The organism is Brevundimonas sp. SS2672 (assembly GCF_059579685.1).
Map to the genome: position 1 here is coordinate 2,894,541 of NZ_CM184201.1, position 21,336 is coordinate 2,915,876.

General features: G+C 69.8%; 21 protein-coding genes and 2 pseudogenes. 13 read left to right on the forward strand and 10 right to left on the reverse strand.

From position 1 onward, the window contains the following. Positions 1 to 3: 3 nt before the first annotated feature. Together AC52GN_RS14555 and AC52GN_RS14560 are read left to right on the forward strand one after the other, a co-directional pair. Positions 4 to 987 (forward strand): type II secretion system F family protein, encoded by a 984-nt coding sequence (locus AC52GN_RS14555; protein WP_496527549.1) that lies wholly within the window; start codon positions 4 to 6, stop codon positions 985 to 987. A 16-nt stretch (positions 988 to 1,003) separates the two neighbouring features. Further along, entirely contained in the window at positions 1,004 to 1,999 is a 996-nt protein-coding gene (locus tag AC52GN_RS14560) for a type II secretion system F family protein (RefSeq protein ID WP_496527550.1), read from the forward strand. 5 nt (positions 2,000 to 2,004) lie between these two features. Here AC52GN_RS14560 and AC52GN_RS14565 read toward each other — a convergent pair whose 3' ends face one another. Continuing rightward, positions 2,005 to 2,439 (reverse strand): SRPBCC domain-containing protein, encoded by a 435-nt coding sequence (locus AC52GN_RS14565; protein WP_291780938.1) that lies wholly within the window; start codon positions 2,437 to 2,439, stop codon positions 2,005 to 2,007. Between the two features lie 115 nt (positions 2,440 to 2,554). On the opposite strand from AC52GN_RS14565, the gene AC52GN_RS14570 reads away from it, so the two are divergent. Genes AC52GN_RS14570 through AC52GN_RS14580 form a run of 3 tightly spaced genes read left to right on the forward strand, consistent with a single transcriptional unit; the run spans position 2,555 to position 3,568 of the window. Next, positions 2,555 to 2,896: a RidA family protein gene (locus tag AC52GN_RS14570; RefSeq protein ID WP_346507870.1), complete on the forward strand. Its 342-nt coding sequence runs from the start codon at positions 2,555 to 2,557 to the stop codon at positions 2,894 to 2,896. Between the two features lies 1 nt (position 2,897). Then, on the forward strand, positions 2,898 to 3,113 hold the full coding sequence (locus AC52GN_RS14575) for a hypothetical protein (protein WP_346519482.1): 216 nt from the start codon (positions 2,898 to 2,900) through the stop codon (positions 3,111 to 3,113). Further along, entirely contained in the window at positions 3,110 to 3,568 is a 459-nt protein-coding gene (locus tag AC52GN_RS14580; protein ID WP_338577298.1) for a YbaK/EbsC family protein, read from the forward strand. The genes AC52GN_RS14575 and AC52GN_RS14580 overlap by 4 nt, the downstream gene beginning before the upstream one ends. On the opposite strand, the gene AC52GN_RS14585 is transcribed toward AC52GN_RS14580, so the two are convergent. The 3 genes from AC52GN_RS14585 to dapE all read right to left on the reverse strand — a co-directional run bounded on the left by AC52GN_RS14585 (position 3,565) and on the right by dapE (position 6,191). After that, a complete protein-coding gene (locus AC52GN_RS14585) occupies positions 3,565 to 4,470 on the reverse strand; it encodes a sigma-70 family RNA polymerase sigma factor (protein ID WP_291780924.1) in 906 nt (301 codons plus the stop codon). The two genes, AC52GN_RS14580 and AC52GN_RS14585, sit on opposite strands and share 4 nt — an antisense overlap. Next, positions 4,457 to 4,921 (reverse strand): carboxymuconolactone decarboxylase family protein, encoded by a 465-nt coding sequence (locus tag AC52GN_RS14590; RefSeq protein ID WP_496527551.1) that lies wholly within the window; start codon positions 4,919 to 4,921, stop codon positions 4,457 to 4,459. The genes AC52GN_RS14585 and AC52GN_RS14590 overlap by 14 nt, the downstream gene beginning before the upstream one ends. 76 nt (positions 4,922 to 4,997) lie before the next feature. Beyond that, positions 4,998 to 6,191 (reverse strand): succinyl-diaminopimelate desuccinylase, encoded by a 1,194-nt coding sequence (gene dapE / locus AC52GN_RS14595; RefSeq protein ID WP_496527552.1) that lies wholly within the window; start codon positions 6,189 to 6,191, stop codon positions 4,998 to 5,000. 136 nt (positions 6,192 to 6,327) lie between these two features. Between dapE and AC52GN_RS14600 the strand changes: the two genes are divergently transcribed. Next, positions 6,328 to 7,596: an MFS transporter gene (locus AC52GN_RS14600; RefSeq protein WP_346485641.1), complete on the forward strand. Its 1,269-nt coding sequence runs from the start codon at positions 6,328 to 6,330 to the stop codon at positions 7,594 to 7,596. A gap of 191 nt (positions 7,597 to 7,787) precedes the next feature. On the opposite strand, the gene AC52GN_RS14605 is transcribed toward AC52GN_RS14600, so the two are convergent. Continuing rightward, positions 7,788 to 8,822: a 2'-deoxycytidine 5'-triphosphate deaminase gene (locus AC52GN_RS14605; RefSeq protein ID WP_343830123.1), complete on the reverse strand. Its 1,035-nt coding sequence runs from the start codon at positions 8,820 to 8,822 to the stop codon at positions 7,788 to 7,790. A 93-nt stretch (positions 8,823 to 8,915) separates the two neighbouring features. Between AC52GN_RS14605 and apaG the strand changes: the two genes are divergently transcribed. Together apaG and AC52GN_RS14615 are read left to right on the forward strand one after the other, a co-directional pair. Further along, a complete protein-coding gene (gene apaG, locus AC52GN_RS14610; RefSeq protein ID WP_291780909.1) occupies positions 8,916 to 9,323 on the forward strand; it encodes a Co2+/Mg2+ efflux facilitator ApaG/CorD in 408 nt (135 codons plus the stop codon). Between the two features lie 66 nt (positions 9,324 to 9,389). Then, complete coding sequence (locus tag AC52GN_RS14615; protein ID WP_496527553.1) at positions 9,390 to 11,438, forward strand: OPT family oligopeptide transporter; 2,049 nt, start codon at positions 9,390 to 9,392, stop codon at positions 11,436 to 11,438. A 21-nt stretch (positions 11,439 to 11,459) separates the two neighbouring features. Here the strand turns inward: AC52GN_RS14615 and AC52GN_RS14620 are convergent, their stop codons facing one another. Beyond that, the gene (locus AC52GN_RS14620; protein ID WP_496527554.1) at positions 11,460 to 12,347 is read right to left on the reverse strand and encodes a LysR family transcriptional regulator; all 888 of its coding nucleotides are present in this window, start codon (positions 12,345 to 12,347) and stop codon (positions 11,460 to 11,462) included. An 81-nt stretch (positions 12,348 to 12,428) separates the two neighbouring features. Between AC52GN_RS14620 and AC52GN_RS14625 the strand changes: the two genes are divergently transcribed. Together AC52GN_RS14625 and typA are read left to right on the forward strand one after the other, a co-directional pair. Beyond that, the gene (locus AC52GN_RS14625; protein WP_496527555.1) at positions 12,429 to 13,475 is read left to right on the forward strand and encodes a YeiH family protein; all 1,047 of its coding nucleotides are present in this window, start codon (positions 12,429 to 12,431) and stop codon (positions 13,473 to 13,475) included. A 134-nt stretch (positions 13,476 to 13,609) separates the two neighbouring features. Next, complete coding sequence (gene typA, locus AC52GN_RS14630; RefSeq protein WP_291780900.1) at positions 13,610 to 15,442, forward strand: translational GTPase TypA; 1,833 nt, start codon at positions 13,610 to 13,612, stop codon at positions 15,440 to 15,442. Positions 15,443 to 15,505: 63 nt separating this feature from the next. On the opposite strand, the pseudogene AC52GN_RS14635 reads toward typA, so the two are convergent. Beyond that, positions 15,506 to 17,088, reverse strand: a pseudogene (locus AC52GN_RS14635) (GNAT family N-acetyltransferase). Positions 17,089 to 17,299: 211 nt separating this feature from the next. Here AC52GN_RS14635 and AC52GN_RS14640 point away from each other — a divergent pair. Beyond that, a complete protein-coding gene (locus AC52GN_RS14640; protein ID WP_312221019.1) occupies positions 17,300 to 17,761 on the forward strand; it encodes a superoxide dismutase in 462 nt (153 codons plus the stop codon). 70 nt (positions 17,762 to 17,831) lie between these two features. Here AC52GN_RS14640 and AC52GN_RS14645 read toward each other — a convergent pair whose 3' ends face one another. Further along, positions 17,832 to 18,089, reverse strand: a complete 258-nt coding sequence (locus AC52GN_RS14645; protein WP_003168780.1) for a GlsB/YeaQ/YmgE family stress response membrane protein — start codon at positions 18,087 to 18,089, stop codon at positions 17,832 to 17,834. 161 nt (positions 18,090 to 18,250) lie between these two features. On the opposite strand from AC52GN_RS14645, the pseudogene AC52GN_RS14650 reads away from it, so the two are divergent. Then, a pseudogene (locus tag AC52GN_RS14650) lies at positions 18,251 to 18,472 on the forward strand (helix-turn-helix domain-containing protein); the annotation flags it as partial. Between the two features lie 111 nt (positions 18,473 to 18,583). Continuing rightward, positions 18,584 to 19,366 carry a histidinol-phosphatase gene (gene hisN / locus AC52GN_RS14655; protein ID WP_496527556.1) on the forward strand — a complete coding sequence of 261 codons (783 nt, stop codon included), beginning with the start codon at positions 18,584 to 18,586 and terminating at the stop codon, positions 19,364 to 19,366. A 4-nt stretch (positions 19,367 to 19,370) separates the two neighbouring features. Here the strand turns inward: hisN and AC52GN_RS14660 are convergent, their stop codons facing one another. Next, positions 19,371 to 20,405, reverse strand: coding sequence for an alpha/beta fold hydrolase (locus tag AC52GN_RS14660; RefSeq protein ID WP_496527557.1), 1,035 nt, complete (start codon positions 20,403 to 20,405; stop codon positions 19,371 to 19,373). Beyond that, on the reverse strand, positions 20,402 to 21,313 hold the full coding sequence (locus tag AC52GN_RS14665) for a class I SAM-dependent methyltransferase (protein WP_346485199.1): 912 nt from the start codon (positions 21,311 to 21,313) through the stop codon (positions 20,402 to 20,404). The genes AC52GN_RS14660 and AC52GN_RS14665 overlap by 4 nt, the downstream gene beginning before the upstream one ends. Positions 21,314 to 21,336: the final 23 nt, after the last annotated feature.

Sequence of the window (21,336 nt, forward strand, 5' to 3'; positions counted from 1 at the left end):
GCGATGCTGCTTCCCATCCTGGCGGCGGTCCTGGCCTTCATCACCATCGGCGGCGTCGGCTGGGTGCTGGTCGGCGGCGACGATTCCTCAGGCCAGGCGGTCAAGCGCGCCAAGACCATGGGCGGGGTTCGGGCCGAGGCGGCCGCGAGCGCCAAGCGCGCCGCTGCGGCCAATACGCCCGAGGCCCGGCGCAAGCAGATCCTGCAGCAGCTTCAGGAGGTCGATCGGCGCGAGCGCAAGGCGCGCCTGACCATGGCGGCCAAGCTGAAGCAGGCGGGCCTGACCCTGTCGATGCGGACCTTCGTCATCATCAGCGTGGTCGCGGGCCTGGTCGGGGCGTTTCTGGCCTTCGTGCTGGGGGCCAACATCCTCATCGTCCTGGGCGGCGGCGTGGCCGCAGGCCTGGGCCTGCCGCGCTGGATCGTCGGCTTCAAGGCCAAGGCGCGGATGAAGAAATTCTCCCTGGCCTTCGCCGATGCGGTCGACATCCTGGTGCGCGGCATCAAGACCGGCCTGCCGGTGCACGACTGTTTCAAGATCATCGCCCGCGAGAGTCCCGAGCCCCTGGCCGGGGAGTTCCGCCTGCTGGTCGAGGGCATGGGGGTGGGGCTGACGCTCGCCCAGGCCCTGGACAAGATGTATGAGCGCATCCCGACGCCGGAGCTGAAATTCTTCGCCATCGTCATCGCCATCCAGCAAAAGTCGGGCGGCAACCTGGCCGAGGCCCTGGGCAACCTGACCTCGGTGCTGCGGGCGCGAAGGATGATGGTCGAGAAGATCAAGGCCCTGTCGTCCGAGGCCATCGCCTCGGCCGGCATCATCGCCTCCCTGCCTCCGGCGGTGATGATCCTCGTGATGCTCTCGAGCCCCAGCTACATGCTGCTGATGTTCACCGACATCCGCGGCCAGGTCATGCTGATGGGGGCGGGCATGTGGATGGCGATCGGCGTCTTCGTGATGAAGCGCATGATCAACTTCAAGTTCTGACGAGGGAGCGACGACCGTGAACGGCTTCATGCGCTTCATCACCGACCCGCAGAACCTGCTCAGCATCGGGGTGGGCGTGGCCGTCTTCGCCAGCGTGCTGACGCTTCTGTCCTCCTTCGTCGACGGCGGGCCGCGCCTGGACAAGCGGATGAAGGCGGTCGCCGAGCGCCGCGAGGAACTGCGGCGCCGTTCGCGCCAGGCCATGCGCGGCGGCGCGGCGGGCGGCGAAGGCGCCAGCCTGCGCCAGACCGACGACAGCTTCCGCAGCCGGGTGGTCGCCCGGCTGAACCTGATGAAGCTGCTGGAAGACCCCAAGGTCGCCGACAATATGATCCAGGCGGGCTTCCGCGGGCCGAGGCCGCTGAACACCTTCTACTTCTTCCGCTTCGCCACTCCCTTCATCCTGATGGCGCTGACGGCCTTCTATCTGTTCGGCGTCGTCAGGCCGGACCTGCCCCTGACCACCCTGATCGCCTTCGTGGTCGGGGCGGCGGGCGTCGGCTTCTATGCGCCGAACATCTATCTGAAGAACCTGATCGACAAGCGGCGGGCGTCGATCGTCGCCGCCTTCCCCGACTCGCTCGACCTGCTGCTGATCTGCGTGGAGTCCGGCATGTCGATCGAGGCGGCCATCCAGAAGGTCAGCCAGGAGGTCGGCGGCCAGTCGATCGAACTGGCCGAGGAGTTGTCCCTGCTCTCGGCCGAGCTCAGCTATCTGCCGGACCGGCGCATGGCCTATGAGGGCATGGCCAAGCGGACCCAGCATCCGGGCATCAAGGCCGTGGCCACCGCCATGACCCAGGCCGAGACCTACGGCACGCCGCTGGGGTCGGCCCTGCGCGTCATGGCCAAGGAAAACCGTGATCTGCGTCTGGCCGCCGCCGAGAAGAAGGCTGCGGCCCTGCCCGCCAAGCTGACCGTGCCGATGATCCTGTTCTTCCTGCCGGTGCTGTTCGTGGTCATCCTGGGCCCGGCCATCATCAACATCCAGGACATGATGAAGGGCGGCTAGGCGTTTCAGCCTTCCTCGGCGGTCCGCTTCAGGGCCTCGCTGATGGCCTGATAGGCCGGGCGGATGCGAGGGCGGTGCTTGTCATGGAACAGTTCGGCGCGCAGGCCGGTGAAGACCGTGCCGTGCGACACGATGCAGGCTCCCCGCTCCAGCTCCTCGATCTCATAGTAGCGCAGGGTGCGGAACAGGAATCCGCGACGCTCGATCCAGACCAGCTGGGCGTTGGGCTCCCATTCGCCCAGCCTCGCCTGCACCTGCCGCTCGCCCAGGTCCGGCAGGCGTTCCGTCAGGCTGATCGGCGCGCCGAAGCCCAGGGCGCCCTCGACCTCGACCTCATGCGGATTCCAGCGGTTCCAGCCGCCGAAGTCCGTCAGCACTTCCCAGAGGCGTTCGGCCGTGGCGCGCACGCCGATGCGGTTCTCGATGCGGATCGTTTCCATGGCGCTTCCTGTGACACGGCTTTTCGCGTTTAGGAAGACGGCGCGGCGTCCGGCCTTTGTCCTTGGAGCGGCCGCCCCGCCGCGTTAAGTCCGGGCCTCAGCGCAAGGAGCCGTCATGATCACCCGCATCCAGCCCGACAGCCGCATGAGCCAGGCCGTGATCCACGGCCAGACCATCTACCTGGCCGGACAGGTCGGCGAGCCGGGCGAGGACGTCGCCGCCCAGACGCGCACCGCCCTGGCCGAGGTCGAGGCGATCCTGGCCGAATGCGGCAGCGACAAGACGAAGATCCTGTCGGCCCAGGTCTGGCTGGCCGACATCGCCGATTTCGAGGCGATGAACGCCGTCTGGGACGCTTGGGTCGACCCGGCCAACCCGCCCGCCCGCGCCACCTGCGAGGCGAAGCTGGCCACGCCCGATTACCTCGTCGAAGTCATCGTCGTGGCGGCGCGCTGACATGGCCCGCGTCATCTCCCCGGAAAGCGAGCTGGAGCGGTTCAAGGCGACCCGCGTCACCGCCCTGTATCGCCTCGACCTGATCGAGAAGGGGGCGCAGCTGACCTATGACGACGGCACGCCGGTCGACATGGCGTCCGAGGCGCAGCGGCTGAAGGATCAGGTCGCCGACATGGACCGCCGCATCGCCCGGCTGGAAGCGGCGCAAAAGCCGTGAGCCTGGACAGCGTCCGCGCCTTCTTCGCGCAAAAGGCGCCCGACGTCGCCGTCATCGAACTGGACGTCAGCACCGCCACGGTGGCCGAGGCGGCCGCCGCCCACGGCGTCGAACCGGGCCAGATCGCCAAGACCCTGTCCCTGCGCGCAGGCGACCGCGTCGTCCTTCTGGTCACGGCGGGCGACGCGCGGCTGGACAACGCCAAGGCCAAGGCGGCCTTCGGCGGCAAGATCAGGATGCTGGACCTCTCAGAAGTCGAGGGCGTGACCGGCCACCCTGTCGGCGGCGTCTGCCCCTTCGGCCTGGCGACGCCCCTGCCGGTCTATTGCGACGCCTCGCTGAAGGCCTGGGACGTGGTGATCCCGGCGGCCGGCGCCATCCATTCGGCCGTCCGCATCGCCCCTGAGCGGATGGCGGCGCTGACCGACGCCGAATGGGTCGACGCCTGCCGCTAGGCCGACGCCGGCGGCGAGTTACCGTCCAGAAGCGCGGCGATGCGCGCCAGCTTGTCCGGATTCCGCGTGATGAAGACCTCGACCACCCGGCCGTCGACGATGGTCAGGGCCGTCGTCTGCAGGATGCGGCCGCGCTCCAGGCTGATGTAGCCGGGCAGGCCGTCGATCCAGACGGGACGAAGCATTTCCGAACCTTCCTGACCGTATTTGCGGTGCAGGCCCGCATAGAGCCGCAACAGCTTCGGCGCGCCCTGAATGGCGTTGTGGAAGGCGATCACCTTGCCCCCGCCGTCCGACTTCAGCGTCGCCTCGTCCGCCAGAAGGGCGCCGAGGGCGGCCATGTCGCCGGATCGCGCCGCGTCGAAGAAGGCGCGGGCGATGCGTTCGCCCTCTTGCGGCTCCACGGCGTAGCGGGGGCGGGCCTCCCGGATATGGCGCCGGGCGCGGCTGGCCAGTTGCCGCACCGAAGCGGGATCGCGCTCCAGCGTCGTCGCCACCTCGTCGAAGCCGACCTCGAACACGTCATGAAGAAGGAAGGCGGCGCGCTCCAGGGGCGACAGCCGCTCCATGGCGGTCATCAGGGACAGGGTCAGATCATCGGCGAAGACCTCGGCGTCCGCCTCCGGCCCGGTGATCAGCGGCTCGGGCAGCCAGGCGCCGACATAGGTCTCGCGCCGCACGCGGGCGGATTTCAGCAGGTCCAGCGCCAGGCGGGTGGTGGTGCGCGTCAACCAGGCGCCGGGCTCGAGAATCTCGGCCGGGTCGACCCGGCTCCATCGGAGCCAGGCCTCCTGCGTCACGTCTTCCGCCTCGGCCAGGGAGCCGAGCATACGGTAGGCGAGGCGCGTCAGCCGGGGCCGATGCACCTCGAAGACTTCGGTCGAGGGATCAGGCCGCGACACGCGCCGGGCCTGCCGGATGGGCCGAGCGGAAGCCGACGGCGAGCCGGTTCCAGACGTTGATCGCCCCGATGGCGAAGGCCAGTTTCACCTGCTCGGCTTCACTGAACTCGGCCTTGAACACGGCATAGTCCGCATCGGACGCCTGAGACTGTTCGATGCGCGTCAGGCTTTCGGCCCAGGTCAGGGCGGCGCGTTCGCGCGGGCTGAACAGCGAGGATTCCCGCCATGCGGCGAGCAGATGCAGACGTACTTCGCTCTCACCCGCCTTGCGGGCGTCGGCGGTGTGCATGTGCAGGCAATAGGCGCAGCCGTTGATCTGCGAGACGCGGATCTTCAGCAGTTCCAGAAGGCTGTGCTCCAGGCCGCTGGCGGCGACGGCCTGCTCCAGCCGCACCATCGCCTGATAGACGTCGGGGGCGGCCTTGGCGGGGTTGGCGATGCGCGGTGTCATGTCGTGGCTCCTGTGGCTTGAGTGCGCGTCCCTCCATGACGAGACAGACCATCGGGCTGTGACATGACCCGGCGGATCAGGGCTTCAAACGCTCCAGCACTGTCGTGATGACGCGTTCATAGGCGTCGCTCAGGGCGCGCAGATCGGCCTCGGGCACGCGCTCGTCGACCTGGTGCATGGTCTGGCCGACCAGACCCAGCTCCAACACCGGACACAGGGCGCGGATGAAGCGGGCGTCCGAGGTGCCGCCGGTGGTCGAGGCCTCAGGGCGGCGGCCCAGCGTCGCCTCCACAGCGTCCTGCACCGCCGTGACGAAGACGCCCGGCTCGGTCAGGAAGGCTTCGCCCGAGCACATGTGCTCCAGCTCGATCTGCAGGCCGGTCTCGGCCTGAAGCGCGCCCGCCTCGCGGTTCAGCCAGTCGATCAGACCGTCGCCGGTGTGGGTCGGGTTGAAGCGGATATTGAGCCGCGCCTTCGCTTCGGCCGGGATGATGTTGGTCGCCGGATTGCCCACGTCGATGGTGGTGATCTCCAGGTTCGACGGCGGGAACTCGGGGTAACCGTCGTCCAGCACATGGGCGTCCAGCCGGGCCAGCAGGCGAGCGATGACCGGGGCCGGATTGGCGGCGCGATCGGGATAGGCGACGTGGCCCTGTTTGCCGTGGACGGTGATCCAGGTGTTCAGCGAGCCGCGCCGCCCGACCTTGATCATGTCGCCCAGGTGGTGGGCCGAGGAGGGCTCGCCCACCACGCAGGCGTCGATCACCTCGCCCTCGGCGGCCAGGATCTGGACCACCCGTTTGGTGCCGTGCAGCGCCGGGCCTTCCTCGTCGCCGGTGATCAGGAAGGACAGGGAGCCCTCGATCTCGCCTTGGGTGAGAACGCGCGAGACGGCGGCGACCCAGGCGGCGACGCCGCCCTTCATGTCCACAGCCCCGCGGCCATAGAGGACGCCGTCGCGGGTCTCGCCCTCGAACGGTCCGGCGCTCCAGGCCTTCAGATCGCCGATCGGCACCACGTCGGTGTGGCCGGCGAAGCAGAGGTTGGGCGAGGCGGTCCCGCGCCGGGCGTAGAGGTTCTCGATCCGGGCGTCGTGGCCCACGCCGCTCGGCCCCTCGAACACCATGCGGCGGCAGGTGAAGCCCAGGCCGGTCAGGGCGCGCTCCAACACGTCCATCGCCCCTTCGTCGGCCGGCGTGACGGAGGGGATGCGGATCAGGTCGCGGGTCAGGTCGACAGGATCGATGACGGAATGTGATGCGGCGCTCATGCCGCTATGCTTTAGGCATATCGCGCACCCGCGAGAAGGCCCGACGGCCGCGACAGCGCCCCTTGTTTGAAGACGCACCACGACCGTGACGACCGAAAGCATCGATTCCGCCCCGACGTTTCCGCCCCAGCCGCCGCTGCCGCCTGGACCCCCGCCCGGCTCCTCTCATGACGGCGGCCCGTCCAGCCCCTGGGGCATCGGCGACTTCCGCCTGCTGTGGCTGGGCCGGATGGTGGCGGTTCTGGGCATCCAGATCCAGTCCTCGGCCCTGCTGTGGCAGGTCTATGAGATCGCCCGGCGCGACCATCCGATCGAGGAAGCCAGCCTCTATCTGGGACTGGTGGGCCTGTGCCAGTTCCTGCCCCTGCTGGCCTTCACCCTGCCCGCCGGGGCCATGGCCGACCGACACGACCGCAAGCACACCGTCACCCTGTCGATCATCGTCGAGGGGATGTGCGCGAGCGCCTTCCTGATGATGGCGCTGCACGGCTCGCCGCCCCTGTGGGGCCTGCTGGCGGTCGCCGCCGTCTTCGGCGCGGCGCGCGCCTTCCTGGCCCCGGCCAGCCAGGCCTTCCTGCCGATGGTGGTGGGACGCAAGGCCCTGCCGCCCGCCATCGCCGCCCAGTCCATCGCCTTCCAGACCGGCGCCATCGCCGGACCGGCCCTGGGCGGGGTCATCGTCGGCCTGTCGGTGCCCCTGGCCTACGCCTCGGCCATGGGGCTGTTCCTGGTGGCGGTCGCCTGCTTCCTGCTGATCCGCACCCGAGGCAAGCCCCAGGTCGATCCGTCCAAACTGGGCCCGGTGCAGCAGGTCAGGGAAGGTCTCGCCTATGTCTGGAAGACCAAGATCGTCCTGGGCGCCATCTCCCTGGACCTGGTCGTCGTCCTGCTGGCCGGAGTGGCGTTGCTGACGCCGATCTTCGCGCGCGACATCCTGCATGTCGGCGCGATCGGCTTCGGCCTACTGCGGGCCTCGTTCGGGGTGGGGGCGCTGATCATGGCCCTCTACCTCAGCCGCTTCCCCATCGTGCGTCACGGCGGGCGGTGGATGTTCGGGGCGGTGGCCGTGTTCGGCGTCTGCACCCTGATCTTCGGCCTGTCCAAGAGCGTCTGGCTGTCAGGGGCGGTGCTGTTCCTGGGCGGGGCGGCGGACATGATCAGCGTCAACATCCGCCAGACCCTGATCCAGCTGGCCACGCCCGATCACATGCGCGGGCGGGTGTCGTCGGTGTCCATGCTGTTCATCGGCGCCTCCAACGAACTGGGCGAAGCCTATTCCGGCGTCATGGTGCGCCTGCTCGGCCCCATCGGGGCGGCGGTGTTCGGCGGCTTCGGCGCCCTGGCCGCGACCGGGGTCTGGGCCAGGGTCTTCCCCAGTCTGAGGAAGGCGAACAAGCTGACCTGATGCGCTCAGAACGACCCTTCTCCCCTTGTGGGAGAAGGTGGCATGCGAAGCATGACGGATGAGGGGTGGCGGCGGCGTCGCTCGTCGTGCGGCGCATAGAAAAAGCGCCGCGATCGGCTGACCGCGGCGCTCACACCCCTCATCCGAGCGCCTTCGGCGCCCACCTTCTCCCTCAAGGGGAGAAGGGCAGATCAGCCCCAGGGGCGGAAGTGTTTCGACAGCTTGAGCCCCTGGCTCTGGTAGTGGCTGCCGCCTTCGCCATAGAGGCGCGACGGGCGTTCCGTCAGCGGCTCATAGACCAGTCGGGCGACGATCTGGCCGTGCTCCAGCAGGAAGGGGGTGTCGTGGGTGCGGACCTCCAGCACGCCCTTGGAGCCTGCGCCGTGCGCCTCGTCCGTGCCGAAGCCGGGGTCGAAGAAGCCGGCATAGTGGACGCGGAACTCGCCGACCGACGGGTCGATGGGGGTCATCTCGGCGGCCTGATCGACCGGAATCTCCACATCGTCCGACGAGGCCAGGATGTAGAACTCGCCCGGATCCAGCAGCAGTTCGCCCCGGCGCAGGGTCAGCGGCTCCCAGAAGTCGCGCGGGTCGTGGCCGTCGATGTGGTCCATGTTGACCACGCCCGCGTGACGGCGGCCGCGATAGCCGACGACGCCGTTGTCGCCCGCGCGCAGGTCGACGCCGACGCTGCGGGTCTCCAGCTTGGGCGGCTCGCCCGCCTTGAGGCGCAGCTGGTTCAGCCGCGTGCCCGGCTTGACCAGGATGGAGAAGGTCTGGGGCGCGATCTCGAGATACAGCGGGCCGTCATAACCCTCATCCACATCGTCGAAGCTGCCGCCCTGATCGGTCAGCAGGCGCACGAAGACGTCCACGCGGCCGGTCGAGCTCTTCGGATTGGCGCGGGCGTTCAGCCCCTTGGGCAGGCTGAGGCGCTCCTGCAGGCGGGCGATATAGACGCAGCCCTTCTCCATCACATAGCCGCCCGACAGGTCGATGGCGTGCATGGCGACGTCGGCGATGCGCGCCTCGACCTTGCGCTGACCGGGCAGGAAGGAGGCGCGCACGCGCCAGGCCTGGTCCGACAGGCGCAGGTCCAGGCTGGCGGGCTGGACCTGATCGACGTCGAACGGGGTGTCGGAGGCGATGGCGCCCGCCGCGATCAGGGTCTCAATGCCCTGGAAGGGAAGGATGCCGGAGCGGGCGGGAATCTGAAAGCTGGTCATGCCGTCCTGTTCTCACACGGATTTTCTCGTCTGTGTAGCTTGTCGGCGACGACAGACGCTTGAACCCCGCGTACGGCGGGCTGCATATAGCGCATGCACTCCGCTCCTGCCTACTCCGCCGAGACCGAAGGCGTCGTCGTTCGCGTCCGCCCCTCCTACCTGGCGGGCCAGTCGGACCCGGCCGAGGGGCGCTGGGTCTGGGCCTATCAGGTCGAGATCGTCAATCTGAGCGGCGGTCCGGTGCAGCTGGTGGCCCGGCGCTGGACCATCACCGACGCCCTGGGCCGGGTCGAGGAGGTGCGCGGCCCCGGCGTGGTCGGCGAGCAGCCGCTGATCGAGCCGGGCGACAGCTACGCCTACGCCTCGGGCTGTCCGTTGACGACGCCCTCGGGCTCCATGGTCGGCGCCTATTTCATGCAGGACGCCGAAGGTCGGATGTTCGAAGCCGCCATTCCGGCCTTCAGTCTGGACGTGCCGGATTCCCGGCGCGTCCTGAACTAGCCTGCGCCCCGTTGTCACAGCCCGGCTTTCAGGCTTAGCCTCGCCGCACATTCACGAGGCTCCCGCATGACGGACACCCCCGCCGGAACCGGCAAACGCATAGAACTGACCATCCGCGCCCTGATCCTGGGGTGTCTGCTGGCGGCGGTCTTCACGGCGGCCAACACCTATCTGGGGCTGAAGGTCGGCCTGACTTTCGCCTCGGCCATTCCGGCGGCGGTCATCTCCATGGCCCTGCTGCGGGCGTTCCGCGGTTCGACCATCTGGGAGAATATGACGGTCCAGACCGTCGCCTCGGTCGGCGGCTCGATGAGCGCCATCATCTTCGTCCTCCCCGGTCTGGTGATGATCGGCTGGTGGATGAACTTCCCCTTCTGGGAGTCGGTGATGATCTGCGTCCTGGGCGGGGTGCTGGGGGTGACCTTCTCCATTCCCCTGCGCCGGACCCTGGTCGTCCAGGGCGGCCTGCCCTACCCCGAGGGCGTCGCCGCCGCCGAGGTGCTGAAGGTCGGTTCGCCCGGCGCGGACCAGACCGAGGAGGCGGTCCGCGAGAACCGTTCCGGCCTGTTCGTCGTCATCGGCGGGGCGATCGCTTCGGCGCTCTTCGGCTTCCTGGCCGCCGCCCGGGTGTTCGCGGCCGAGACCGCCGCCTTCCTGCGCCTGCCCGCGGCGCTGGGCGGCGGGGCGACCGGGGTCGGCTTCTCCATGCAGTTCGCGCTGCTGGGCGCCGGTCACCTGATCGGGCTGGCGGTCGGCCTGACCCAGTTGTTCGGCCTGGTCCTGGCCTGGCTGATCTTCGTGCCCATCCTGACCTCCCCCGAGTTCGCCGCCTGGGCCGTCGCCCACGGCGTGCCCTCCATCGCCGCCACGACGGCGGCCGAAGCCGGCGCCGAGGGCCTGGCCATGAGCGTCTGGGCCCAGGAGGTCCGCTTCATCGGCGCCGGGGTCATCGGCGTCGCCGCCCTGTGGACCCTGGCCAAGCTGGCCAAACCCCTGGCCGCCGGCCTGGCCTCGGCCATCTCCGCCCAGGCGCGCCGCGCCCATGGCGAGACGCTGGAGCTGGCCGAGCAGGACATGCCCATCAAGCTGGTCGGTCTGATCTCGGTCGCCGCCCTGGTCGGCATCGCCGTCCTGCTGGCCGTGGTGGCCCAGGGCACCGCCCTGGCCGGATCGGCCCCGCTGCTGGTGATCGGCGGCCTGGTCTATGTCGTGGTCATCGGCTTCGCCGTGGCCGCCATCTGCGGCTACATGGCCGGGCTGATCGGGTCGTCGAACAGCCCGGTGTCGGGCGTCGGCATCCTGGCCATCATCATCGCCTCCCTGCTGATGCTGGGCGTGCTGGCCATCGCCGGGGTTCCGGCCGATCCGTCGATCGTCGCCTTCGCCCTGATCGTCACCGCCGTGGTCTTCGCCGTGGCCGTGATCGCCAACGACAACCTGCAGGACCTCAAGACCGGTCAGCTGGTCGAAGCCACGCCCTGGCGTCAGCAGACGGCCCTGCTGGTCGGCGTGGTGGCCGGCGCCCTGGTCATCCCCTTCGTGCTGGACATGATGAACCAGGCCTTCGGCTTCGAAGGCGGCCCGCCCGCCATCGTCCAGGGCTCGCAGACCCTGGCGGCGCCTCAGGCGACCCTGATCTCGGCTCTGGCCAAGGGCGTCATCTCGGGCGACCTGCGCTGGGATCTGATCGGCATCGGGGCCGTGGTCGGCGTCCTGGTCATCATCCTCGACGTCATCCTGCGTCGCACGACGAACGACCGGATCAAGCTGCCGCCGCTGGCCGCCGGGATCGGCGTCTATCTGCCCGCCGCCGTCACCACCATGCTGGTCGTCGGCGCGGTCTGCGGCTGGCTGTACGACCGGGCGGTCAAGTCGACCCGTTACGCCGACGTGGCCCGCCGCATGGGCGTGCTGCTGGCGTCCGGCCTGATCGTGGGCGAGAGCCTGTTCGGCGTCCTCACCGCCGCCGTCATCGTCGGCACGCGCGACGAGGCGCCTTTCGCCCTGCTGCCCGCCGACAGCGGCTGGCCCGCCATGTGGGCCGGTCTGATCGCCTTTGCGGCTCTGACCTACGCCCTCTACGCCTGGGTGCGTCGCCGCGCGGCCAAGGTCTAGGGCGGCCAGGATTCAAGCCGGCTACAGGGCGGCGGCGAAGGCCTCCGCCGCCCGACTGGCGCTGCGTTCGCGGTGGCGCAGCCGATAGAAGGGCCGCTCGGGCAGTTCGAGCGGCAGGCGGACCAGCCGCCCCGCCTCGATCAGGGGCCGGGCGGCCAGTTCCGAGATCGCCGTGACCAGCCCGCCGCCGTCCCCGGCGCTGGCCGCCACCGCCGTCAGGATCGCCTCATTGGACGGCAGCACGAGCGCCGTCTTCAGGTCCGACGCGGCCATGCCGCGCGGCAGGGCCGCCTCGAACTCGCTGCGGGTGCCCGAGCCCGCCTCGCGCAAGGCCCAGTCCAGAGCCTTCAGATCCGACGCGGCCAGAGGCTGCTCCCGCTCCGCCAGCGGATGCCCCGGCGCCGCCACCACGATCAGCCGGTCGGCCCCGATCCGCGTCCGCTCCAGCCGGGGCGCGTCCTCGGCGCCTTCGATCAGGCCCAGTTCCGCCTCGCCCCCCAGCACGGCCTCGACCACCTGATGGGTGTTGCCGATCGACAGATGCAGCTCCACGCCCGGATGGCTCTGGGCGAAGGCGGCCATGCGCGGCGGCAGCCAGTAGGCGGCGATGGTCTGACTGGCGAACAGCCGCACCGACCCGCGTTTCAGCCCCGCCAGTTCGTCCAGCAGCCGCTCGGCCGCCTCGGCCCGCGCCAGCACCGCCCTGGCTTCCGGCAGAAAGGCCGTCCCCGCCGCGTTCAGCGCCAGGCCGCGCCCGACCCGGTCGAGCAGCCGCGCCCCGTGCCGCGTCTCCAGCGCATTGACCGCCGCGCTGACCGCCGACTGGGTCAGATGCAGCGCCTCGGCCGCCCGCGTCATGTGCAGGCGCTCGGCCACGGCGACGAAGATGCGGAGCTGTTCCAGCGTCATGGCTTATTGATCGATCAAATCGATTGTTAAGTCCATAACTACGCGTTGGATCGATCAGATGACGGAGCGGATAAGGACCGCATGACCGTCGCTCTCGATCATGCCGCTCCCTCTCGCCGCCTGACGGGCCTGGCCCGACTGCTGCCCGGCGTCGCCCTGTCCGCCGCCATCGGCGCCGTCGCCTATGGGCTGCAGATTGTCGAGACCCGGCTGTTCGAACATCCGTGGATCGAGGGCCTGGTCCTGGCCATCCTGATCGGGGCCGGACTGCGCCTGGTCTGGACGCCGTCGTCGCTGTGGACGCCGGGCGTCGCCTTCAGCGCCAAGACCCTGCTGGAAGTCGCCGTGGCCCTGCTGGGCGCTACGGTCTCGGGCGCGGCGGTGGCGGCGCTGGGGCCCTGGCTGCTGCTGGCCATCGTCGGCGTCGTCGCCGTGGCCATCGTCGGCGGCTATGCGCTGGGGCGGGCGTTCGGCCTGCCGCACGCCATGGCCCTGCTGGTCGCCTGCGGCAACGCCATCTGCGGCAACTCGGCCATCGCCGCCGTGGCCCCGGTCATCGAGGCCGAGGGCCAGGACGTGGCCGCCGCCATCGGCTTCACCGCCGTTCTGGGCATCGCCGTGGTGCTGCTGGTTCCGGTCGTCGGCGCCGTGATGGGCAATGACGCCACGCGGGTCGGGGTGCTGGCGGGCCTGACCGTCTACGCCGTGCCGCAGGTGCTGGCCGCCGCCGCGCCCGCCGGCCTGGCCGCCGTCCAGACGGGCGCCGTGGTCAAGCTGGTGCGCGTGCTGATGCTGGGGCCGGTCTGCCTGATCCTGGGCCTGATGCGCTCGAAACAGGCCGAAGGCGGGCGCGGGCCGAAGCTGCATCAGATGGCGCCCTGGTTCATCCTCGTCTTCCTAGCCCTGATGGCCGTGCGATCGCTGGGCTGGCTGCCGGAAGCGATCCTGCCGCCGCTGCACGTCTCGGTCTCGGCCCTGACGCTGATCGCCATGGCGGCGCTGGGGCTGATGGTCGATCCGCGCGCCGTGCTGCGGGCCGGACCGCGCGTGGCCGCCGTCGCCGCCCTGTCGGCCCTGCTCATCGGGACGCTGGCCGTGGGGGTGCTGGCCGTCATGCCGCTGGGTTGATCAGTCGAACGCGCACCGGACTGGCGTTTTGGCCCGCATCCCTGTAAGAGGCGCGCCGAACCCTTCCCTTTTCTGCAATCTTCTTGCAGCGGCGCGGCCCATCCGTGACCGAACACAGTCCGCCCGAGCCCGACATGAACCTTCGTAACGTCGCTATCATCGCCCACGTCGACCACGGCAAGACGACCATGGTGGACGCCCTGCTGGCCCAGTCCGGCCTGTTCCGCGCCAATGAGGCGACGACCGAGCGCGCCATGGACTCCGGCGATCAGGAGCGCGAGCGCGGCATCACCATCCTGGCCAAATGCACGTCGATCCTGTGGAACGGCAAGGCCGGCGAAACTCGCATCAACATCATCGACACGCCGGGCCACGCCGACTTCGGCGGCGAGGTCGAGCGCATCCTGGGCATGGTGGACGGCTGCGTCCTGCTGGTCGACGCCGAAGAGGGCGTCATGCCCCAGACCAAGTTCGTGCTGACCAAGGCGCTGAAGATGGGCCTGCGCCCCATCCTGTGCATCAACAAGGTCGACCGCGCCCACGCCGACCCGGACCGCGTGCTGAACGAGACCTTCGACCTGTTCGCCGCCCTGGGCGCCACGGACGAGCAGCTGGACTTCCCGGTCATCTACGCCTCGGGCCGTTCGGGCTGGGCGACGCTGGACCTGGCCCAGCCGAGCGAGAACCTGCACCCGCTGTATGACCTGATCGTGGATCACGTTCCGCCCCCCGCCGCCCAGGCGCGCGTCAATGAGCCGTTCAAGATCCTGAACGTCCTGATCGAAAGCGACCCCTTCCTGGGCCGCCTGCTGACCGGCCGCATCCACTCGGGCAAGGCGGTTCCGGGCATGGCCATCAAGGCCCTGTCGCGCGACGGCAAGACCATCGAACAGGGCCGCATCACCAAGGTCCTGGCCTTCCGCGGCCTGAAGCGCCAGCCGCTGGACGAGGGTTCGGAAGCGGGCGACATCGTCGCCATCGCCGGCATGTCCAAGGCCACCGTGGCCGACACCCTGTGCGCCATGGACGTCACCGAGCCGCTGGACGCCCTGCCGATCGACCCGCCGACCATCTCCATGACGGTGGGCGTGAACGACAGCCCGCTGGCCGGCCGCGAAGGCGACAAGGTGCAGTCGCGCGTCATCCGCGACCGCCTGCTGAAGGAAGCCGAGGCCAACGTCGCCATCCGCATCACCGAGACGCCGGGCTCGGACGCCTATGAGGTCGCCGGTCGCGGCGAACTGCAGCTGGGCGTTCTGATCGAGAACATGCGCCGCGAAGGCTTCGAACTGTCGATCAGCCGCCCGCGCGTGGTCTATCAGACCGGCGAGAACGGCGAGCGCCAGGAGCCGATCGAGGACGTGGTCATCGACGTCGACGACGAGTTCTCGGGCGTGGTCATCGAGAAGCTGTCGGCCCGCAAGGCCGAACTGACCGACATGGGCCCCTCGGGCGCCGGCAAGACCCGCATCCAGCTGAAGTGCCCGTCGCGCTCGCTGATCGGCTATCAGGGCGAGTTCCTGACCGACACGCGCGGCTCGGGCGTGCTGAACCGCGTCTTCTCCCACTATGAAGGCCACAAGGGGGCCATCGAGGGCCGCCTGAAGGGCGTGCTGGTCTCCAACTCGGACGGCGACACGGCGGCTTTCGCCCTGTGGAACCTGGAGGATCGCGGCGTCATGTTCGTCGGCGCCGGCGAAAAGACCTACCAGGGCATGATCATCGGCGAGAACAGCCGTTCCGACGACCTGGACGTCAACCCGATCAAGGGCAAGCAGCTGACCAACGTCCGCGCCTCGGGCAAGGACGAGGCCGTGCGCCTGACCCCGCCGCGCAAGATGAGCCTGGAACAGGCCATCGCCTATATCGAGGAAGACGAACTGGTCGAGGTCACGCCCAAGTCGATCCGCCTGCGCAAGGAGGTCCTGAACCCCTCCTTCCGCAAGAAGCGCGTCCGCGCCGACTGACCCGGCGTTCTGTCCAAACGAGGAAGGCGGCCCGTGGCGGGCCGCCTTTTTTGTGCGCCGAGGCTACCTCTTCAGGCCCAGCAGCCCCGGCCAGCCGCCGCTGGTCAACAGGGCGACGTCCAGCAGGGCCAGGGGCAGGGGCGTGGTCGGCGGCGCGGCGATGAATTTCGGCCGCCAGTCGGGGCCGAACTTGGCCTTGTAGGCGCGCAGGCCCTGGAAGCCGTAGACGGCGCCCCCTCCTCGAACACCAGGGCGCCGACGCGGGCGAAGACCGGGGCCATGCGGCGGTCCTCAAGGCCCGACAGGGGCGCCATGCCCAGGTCCAGCCGCTCCATGCCCCGGTCCCGCGCCCACTGCGCCGTGCGGGTGAACAGATAGTCCATCACGCCGTGCGGCCCCTCCGGATCATGGCGCATCAGGTCGATCATCGCCTCACGCCCGCCCGCGCCGATCAACAGGTTGGCGAAGGCGACGACGCGGCCGTTCTCGCGCACCAGCGCCAGCGCCTGTCGGTCCAGATAGTCGATGTCGAACCGGCCGAGCGAAAAGGCCTTCTCGGACCCGTTGTGATGCCTCAGCCAGGCGTCGGACACAGCGCGCAATTCGGCCTCCAGCGGCCGCGCCGAGCCCGGCGGCGCCACCTCGAAGCCAGCGCCCTCGCGCTCGGCCCGGTTCACGGCGGTGCGCAAGCTCTGCTTGCCCTTGCCCTCGGTCGTGAAATGAGCGGCGTCGATCACGGCCGCTTCGCCGACCTTGCGCACGGCCATGCCGAGCGTCGCCAGGTCGGCCAGCAGTCCCTCGCCCACGGAATAGAAGACCGCCGCTCCGCCGTAGCTGTCGGCCAGCTGAGCGAAGGACCACAGAAGCTCCAGCCGCTCCTTCCTCAGCCCGGCGGGTTCGCTCATGGCGATCCAGCGACGCCCCCGCACGCGATAGGCGATGAAGCTGCGGCCCGACGGACTGAACAGCAGGGCCTTGTCGCCCAGCAGGGCCAGGCCCGCCTCGGGCGCGGCGACCTCGGCGACCTCCAGCGCCTGGCGCGCCCGCTCGACGTCCGCTGCAGCCGCCGGCCCATGGCTGCGCGCGCCGGGCGCGGTCAGCAGGGAACGCACCGCCACCGCCAGGGTCAGCAAGGCCAGCACCGCCCCGGCGCGCAGGAAGCCCGAGGCCTGCTTGTCGACCAGGAAGGTCCACCAGAGCTCGTCGGTGTAGGCCGTGTCGCGATAGGCGAAGAAGCCCAGCCACAGCATGGCCGCCACCGCCGCCGCCAGCATCAGCAGCCAGCCCGGCCGCAGCGGCTCCCCCAGGCGCGAGCGGCGATTGAAGGCCGAGCGGCACGGCGCCAGCAGGGCCGCCGCCAGGCTCATCTCGATGGCCTGCATCCAATCCAGCCCCTTCAGCAGGGAGAAGACCGCGCCGACCAGTAGGACCGCCAAAGCCGCATAGTAGGCTCCGCGCCGCCGCCGCCACAGCCCCGCCGAGATCAGCAGCAGGATGAAGCCCGTCACGCTGGCGGCGAAGTGGGACAGGTCGATCAGCAACGGCGGATAGAACCGCCCCAAGGCGTTGAGCCGGTCATTGAAGGCCGGGGTCACCGCCGACAGCAGCATCGCCCCGCCCAGCAGGAAGGTGGCGACCGCGAACATCTGCGGCGTCAGCTCATAGACCAGTCCGGCCAGACGACGCGTGATCCGCCAGGGGTCGTGTTTTGCACCCGGTTTGGTCAATCGCTCTCCGATGAGCAGGAATCGGTCGTTTGGGGCGAGTAAAAGGTCATTTCAGGGCAGGGGAAACCATCGGCCTTCACAAGGGTTCATTTTTTCGCGAGCGCCGGGCTCGCCCTTCCAGGAGTTTCTCATGATCCGCAAGACCGCCCTGCTGACCGGCATCGCCGGCGCCTTCCTCATCGCCGCCCCTGCCTTCGCCCAGGACGCCACGACGCCGCAGACGCCCGAACCGGCTCCCGCTGAGGCGGCCGCGGCTCAACCCCAGAGCCTGACCCTGACGCCGGGCGCGACCGTCAAGAGCAGCGACGGGACCGAGATCGGCAAGCTGGTCGGCGTCCAGAACGGCGCCGCCGGTCAGGAATTGACCGTCCGCACCGCCGACGGCCAGGTCCGTCCGGTGCCGCTGGCCGGCATCCGTCAGGACGGCGCCGACATCGTCGTCGACGCCAGCGCCTCGGACATCCAGTCGGCTCCCCCGATCGCTTCGGACACGGCTGAGCCGACCCCGGACGCGATGGACACGCCTCCGGCCGACGCCCCGCCGGCCGATGAGCCGACCAGCGACGAACCGAACGGCGACGAACCTCACTAAATCGTCTGGTTCGACGGCAAAAGGGCGGCCCGACGGGCCGCCCCTTTTTCTTGTGCGATGAAACGGTCGATCAGGTCCGCCGCTTCACCAGACCGAGCAGGAACAGCAGGACCACGGCGCCGATGGTGGCGACAATGATGCCGACGATCCAATTGCCCGCGGCGTCCACGCCCAGCAGGTTGTTGGCTAGGAACCCGCCGATCAGGGCGCCGACCACGCCGACGATCAGATTGGTGAGCAGGCCGTGATCCCGCTTCATGATCTTCTCCGCCAGCCATCCGGCGACGATGCCGATGATGATCCAGGCGATAAATCCAAATCCACCCATGCTTCTCTTCCCTTCCTGAAGGCTGACTGCCTTGGCCGTTAATGCGCGGGCGGGCGTCGGGTTGCGTCCCTCGCCTTGGGGGCGAAAACGGCACGCGGCTTGCGGCGAGCCGCCCTGTCCGTGCCGATCCGGCACAGGCCGAGGAAGACAGGAGTGTCGTCATGCCCGCCGAGATCGACCTGCACCTGGGTCGTCGCCTGCGCCGCCGTCGCCGCCTGCTGGGCCTGACCCAGCAGCAGCTGGGCGATCGCGTCGGCATAAGGTTCCAGCAGATTCAGAAGTACGAGTGCGGCGCCAACCGCATCTCGGCCGCCCGCCTGTGGGAGCTGGCCGAGGCGCTGCAGACGCCGGTCAGCTATTTCTACGACGGCGCCGGGGAAAGCCCCGACAACGGCCAGCCCCGTCCCGGAGAACCCCTGGCCGCCGCCGCCTGATCGCCTGTTCGGTTCAATGACCTCTGGGCCGCCGCGCCCCTGGCGGTGTATGGCCGGGGCATGACCGAACTGGAAACCTTCGCCGTCGAACTGTCGCATGAGGCGGCCCGCGTGGCCCTGCCCTTCTTCCGGGGCGAGTTCGCCCAGGAGGACAAGGGCTCCCCCGGCGCCTTCGACCCCGTCACGGAGGCGGACCGCGCCGCCGAGGCCGCCATCCGCCGGATGATCGCCGCCCGCTATCCCGAGCACGGCGTCATCGGCGAGGAGTATGGCGAGGACCGTCCCGACGCCGATCACGTCTGGGTTCTGGACCCCATCGACGGCACCCGCGCCTTTATCGCCGGCCTGCCTCTGTGGACCACCCTGATCGCCCTGCGCCACGAGGCCGCGCCCATGATCGGGGCCGTCGGCCAACCCTATCTGGGCGAAGTCTTCCTGGGCGGTCCGTCCGGCGCGCGCCTGCTGAAGGGCGGCGGCGAAACCCCGCTGAAGACCCGCGCCTGCCCCGATCTGAGCCAGGCCCTGATCGCCACCACCGATCCCGAGATCTTCCTCGGCGCCGACCGCGCGGCCTGGGACCGTCTGCGCGCTGCGGCGCGGCTGGCCCGGCTGGGCTGCGACGCCTACGCCTACGCCATGGTCGCGGCCGGGCGCATCGATCTGGTGGCCGAAAGCGAGCTGAAGGTCTGGGACTGGTCGGCGCTCAAGCCCCTGGTCGAGGCGGCGGGCGGACGGTTCACCGACTGGCGCGGCGACGCGCCGAACGAAGTCGACGGCCGCGTCCTGGCGGTCGGCGACGCGCGGCTGACGGCCCAGGCCCGGCCCCTGCTCGGCGACGCCTGACGGCTCAGGCGGGTTCGACGGTCCGCGCTGCGGGCGAAGCGCCGGGCTTCGCCTCGACGCCGGGCGCCACATAGTCGGCCAGGGCGTCGAACTCATGCAGGAAGATCCCGCGTAGGTCGTCGACCTCCATGACGACCTCATGTTTGGCGGTCGGAACCTCGACATAGCGGCCCCGGCCCATGCGGCGCGCCGCCCAGCGGTTGGTCTGTTTCCAGACCTTGTCGTCCTCGGCCGCCTGGACCACGCAGACTGGAATCTTCACGCTCTTCAGCGCGCGCGGTTTCAGCGCCCGCTCGCCCGCGTCCAGGGCGAAGGCCAGCCACCCCCAGGTCGGGCCGCCGATGGCCAGGTGCGGACAGGCGTAGAGCTGCTGCCGCCACAGGTCGTAGCGCGCCTGATCCGACGTCAGGCCGTCTTCCTCGAAGGTGTGGTCGAAGGGGTCATCCGCGTCGTCCAGCACATAGTCGCCGGCCTTGCCGTGACGCAGGGCCCAGCGCACCGCCAGCTTGGCGGTCCACATCGACCGCTTGCCGGTCTTGATGCGCAGCATGGGGCTGGACAGGACCGCGCCGGCGAACCGCGTCTCCCCGCCCTCCAGCGTCAACAGGTTCAGACAGCCGCCCATGGAGTGGCCGACCATGATCCAGGGCTTGGGCGCCCGCGCCTCATAGGCGTCCAGCAGGCGGGCGTAGTCGTCCAGGAATTCCTCGACCGCCCGGGCGTGGCCGCGCAGCCGGTCCGGCAGCAGCCGCGCCGACAGTCCCTGGCCGCGCCAGTCGTGGGCCAGAACGCAGAAACCCCGCGCCAGGAAGTTGCCGATCAGCTCGAAATACTTCTCGATCGGCTCGGTGCGGCCGGGGCTCAGCACCACCGTCCCGCGCGGCGTCTTCGCCTGCAGGGTCGAGGGCGTCCAGAAGGCGGCGCGCAGGCGCAGGCCTCCGGCGCCCCGGAACCAGTCGCCCTCTCCGCCCGGCGGGCAGGCGGCGCCGGGCACTCCCATCAGGGGCGCATGGGCGGCGAAGGCGGCGGGACGGCTCACTCGGGCTTCCTGAACTTCAGCGTCATGCGGTCGCTTTCGCCGATGGCGTCATACTTGGTCCGGTCGAATTCGGGATCGGCGGGCTGGCCCATCGGCGCCGTCAGGCGACGCGGCGGCAGGGTCTCGACGCCGAAGGGGTGGTCCTTGGTGTCGGCCGGATTGGCGTTGATCTCGGACGCCTCGACGAAGACGAAGCCGGCCTCTTCGGCCAGCTGGCGGACGAAGGCCTCCTGCACATAGCCGTTGGCCGCCGCCGGGTCCTGATCCTCGTCCGGCTGCAGGCGGTGCTGTTCGATCCCCAGCACCCCGCCGGGACGCAGAGCGGCGAAGGCGTCGGCGAAGGCCTTTTCCGCGATCCCCGCCGCCATCCAGGCGTGGATGTAGCGCATGAACAGCACCATGTCGGCCGTTCCCGCCGGCGCCACCGGCGGCGAACCGGCGCCGAAGGCGGTGAACTGGACCGGGCCGTACAGCTTCTTGTCCGCCAGGATGCGGGCCTTCAGGGCGTTGTTGATGGCGACCTGGGCCGGGTCGGCATTCGGCCCCTCGAAGAAGCCCGCCAGATAGAGCGCGCCGCCGCCCCGATTCAGATAGGGCGCCAGGATTTCCGCATACCAGCCGCTGCCGGGCCAGAAGTCGATCACCGTCATCTTCGGCTGCAGGCCGAAGAAACGCAGAGTCTCGACCGGATGGCGCCAGGCGTCCCGCGTCTTGTCGTCCGCCGAGCGCCATGAACCCGCGACCGCCCATTCCAGCGAACCTTCCGGCGGCCCCTTGGGCGCTTCGGGGGCGCTGGGCGTCGGCGCCTCATCCTTGCGGCCGCAGGCGGCCAGGCCGAACAGGGGCGCGACCAGAGCCAGGGCGCTGGCGCCGGCCAGGACGGATCGCCGCGTCGATCGTTCTGTCATGCGCGCTTCCTCTCGCCGCCGGG

Coding starts and splice junctions, on each gene's coding strand:
- AC52GN_RS14555 (WP_496527549.1), top strand. CDS start 4: ATGCTGCTTCCCATCCTGGCGGCGGTCCTGGCCTTCATCACCATCGGC.
- AC52GN_RS14565 (WP_291780938.1), bottom strand. CDS start 2,439: ATGGAAACGATCCGCATCGAGAACCGCATCGGCGTGCGCGCCACGGCC.
- AC52GN_RS14570 (WP_346507870.1), top strand. CDS start 2,555: ATGATCACCCGCATCCAGCCCGACAGCCGCATGAGCCAGGCCGTGATC.
- AC52GN_RS14575 (WP_346519482.1), top strand. CDS start 2,898: ATGGCCCGCGTCATCTCCCCGGAAAGCGAGCTGGAGCGGTTCAAGGCG.
- AC52GN_RS14590 (WP_496527551.1), bottom strand. CDS start 4,921: ATGACACCGCGCATCGCCAACCCCGCCAAGGCCGCCCCCGACGTCTAT.
- dapE (WP_496527552.1), bottom strand. CDS start 6,191: ATGAGCGCCGCATCACATTCCGTCATCGATCCTGTCGACCTGACCCGC.
- AC52GN_RS14605 (WP_343830123.1), bottom strand. CDS start 8,822: ATGACCAGCTTTCAGATTCCCGCCCGCTCCGGCATCCTTCCCTTCCAG.
- apaG (WP_291780909.1), top strand. CDS start 8,916: ATGCACTCCGCTCCTGCCTACTCCGCCGAGACCGAAGGCGTCGTCGTT.
- AC52GN_RS14615 (WP_496527553.1), top strand. CDS start 9,390: ATGACGGACACCCCCGCCGGAACCGGCAAACGCATAGAACTGACCATC.
- AC52GN_RS14620 (WP_496527554.1), bottom strand. CDS start 12,347: ATGACGCTGGAACAGCTCCGCATCTTCGTCGCCGTGGCCGAGCGCCTG.
- AC52GN_RS14625 (WP_496527555.1), top strand. CDS start 12,429: ATGACCGTCGCTCTCGATCATGCCGCTCCCTCTCGCCGCCTGACGGGC.
- typA (WP_291780900.1), top strand. CDS start 13,610: ATGAACCTTCGTAACGTCGCTATCATCGCCCACGTCGACCACGGCAAG.
- AC52GN_RS14640 (WP_312221019.1), top strand. CDS start 17,300: ATGATCCGCAAGACCGCCCTGCTGACCGGCATCGCCGGCGCCTTCCTC.
- AC52GN_RS14645 (WP_003168780.1), bottom strand. CDS start 18,089: ATGGGTGGATTTGGATTTATCGCCTGGATCATCATCGGCATCGTCGCC.
- hisN (WP_496527556.1), top strand. CDS start 18,584: ATGACCGAACTGGAAACCTTCGCCGTCGAACTGTCGCATGAGGCGGCC.
- AC52GN_RS14665 (WP_346485199.1), bottom strand. CDS start 21,313: ATGACAGAACGATCGACGCGGCGATCCGTCCTGGCCGGCGCCAGCGCC.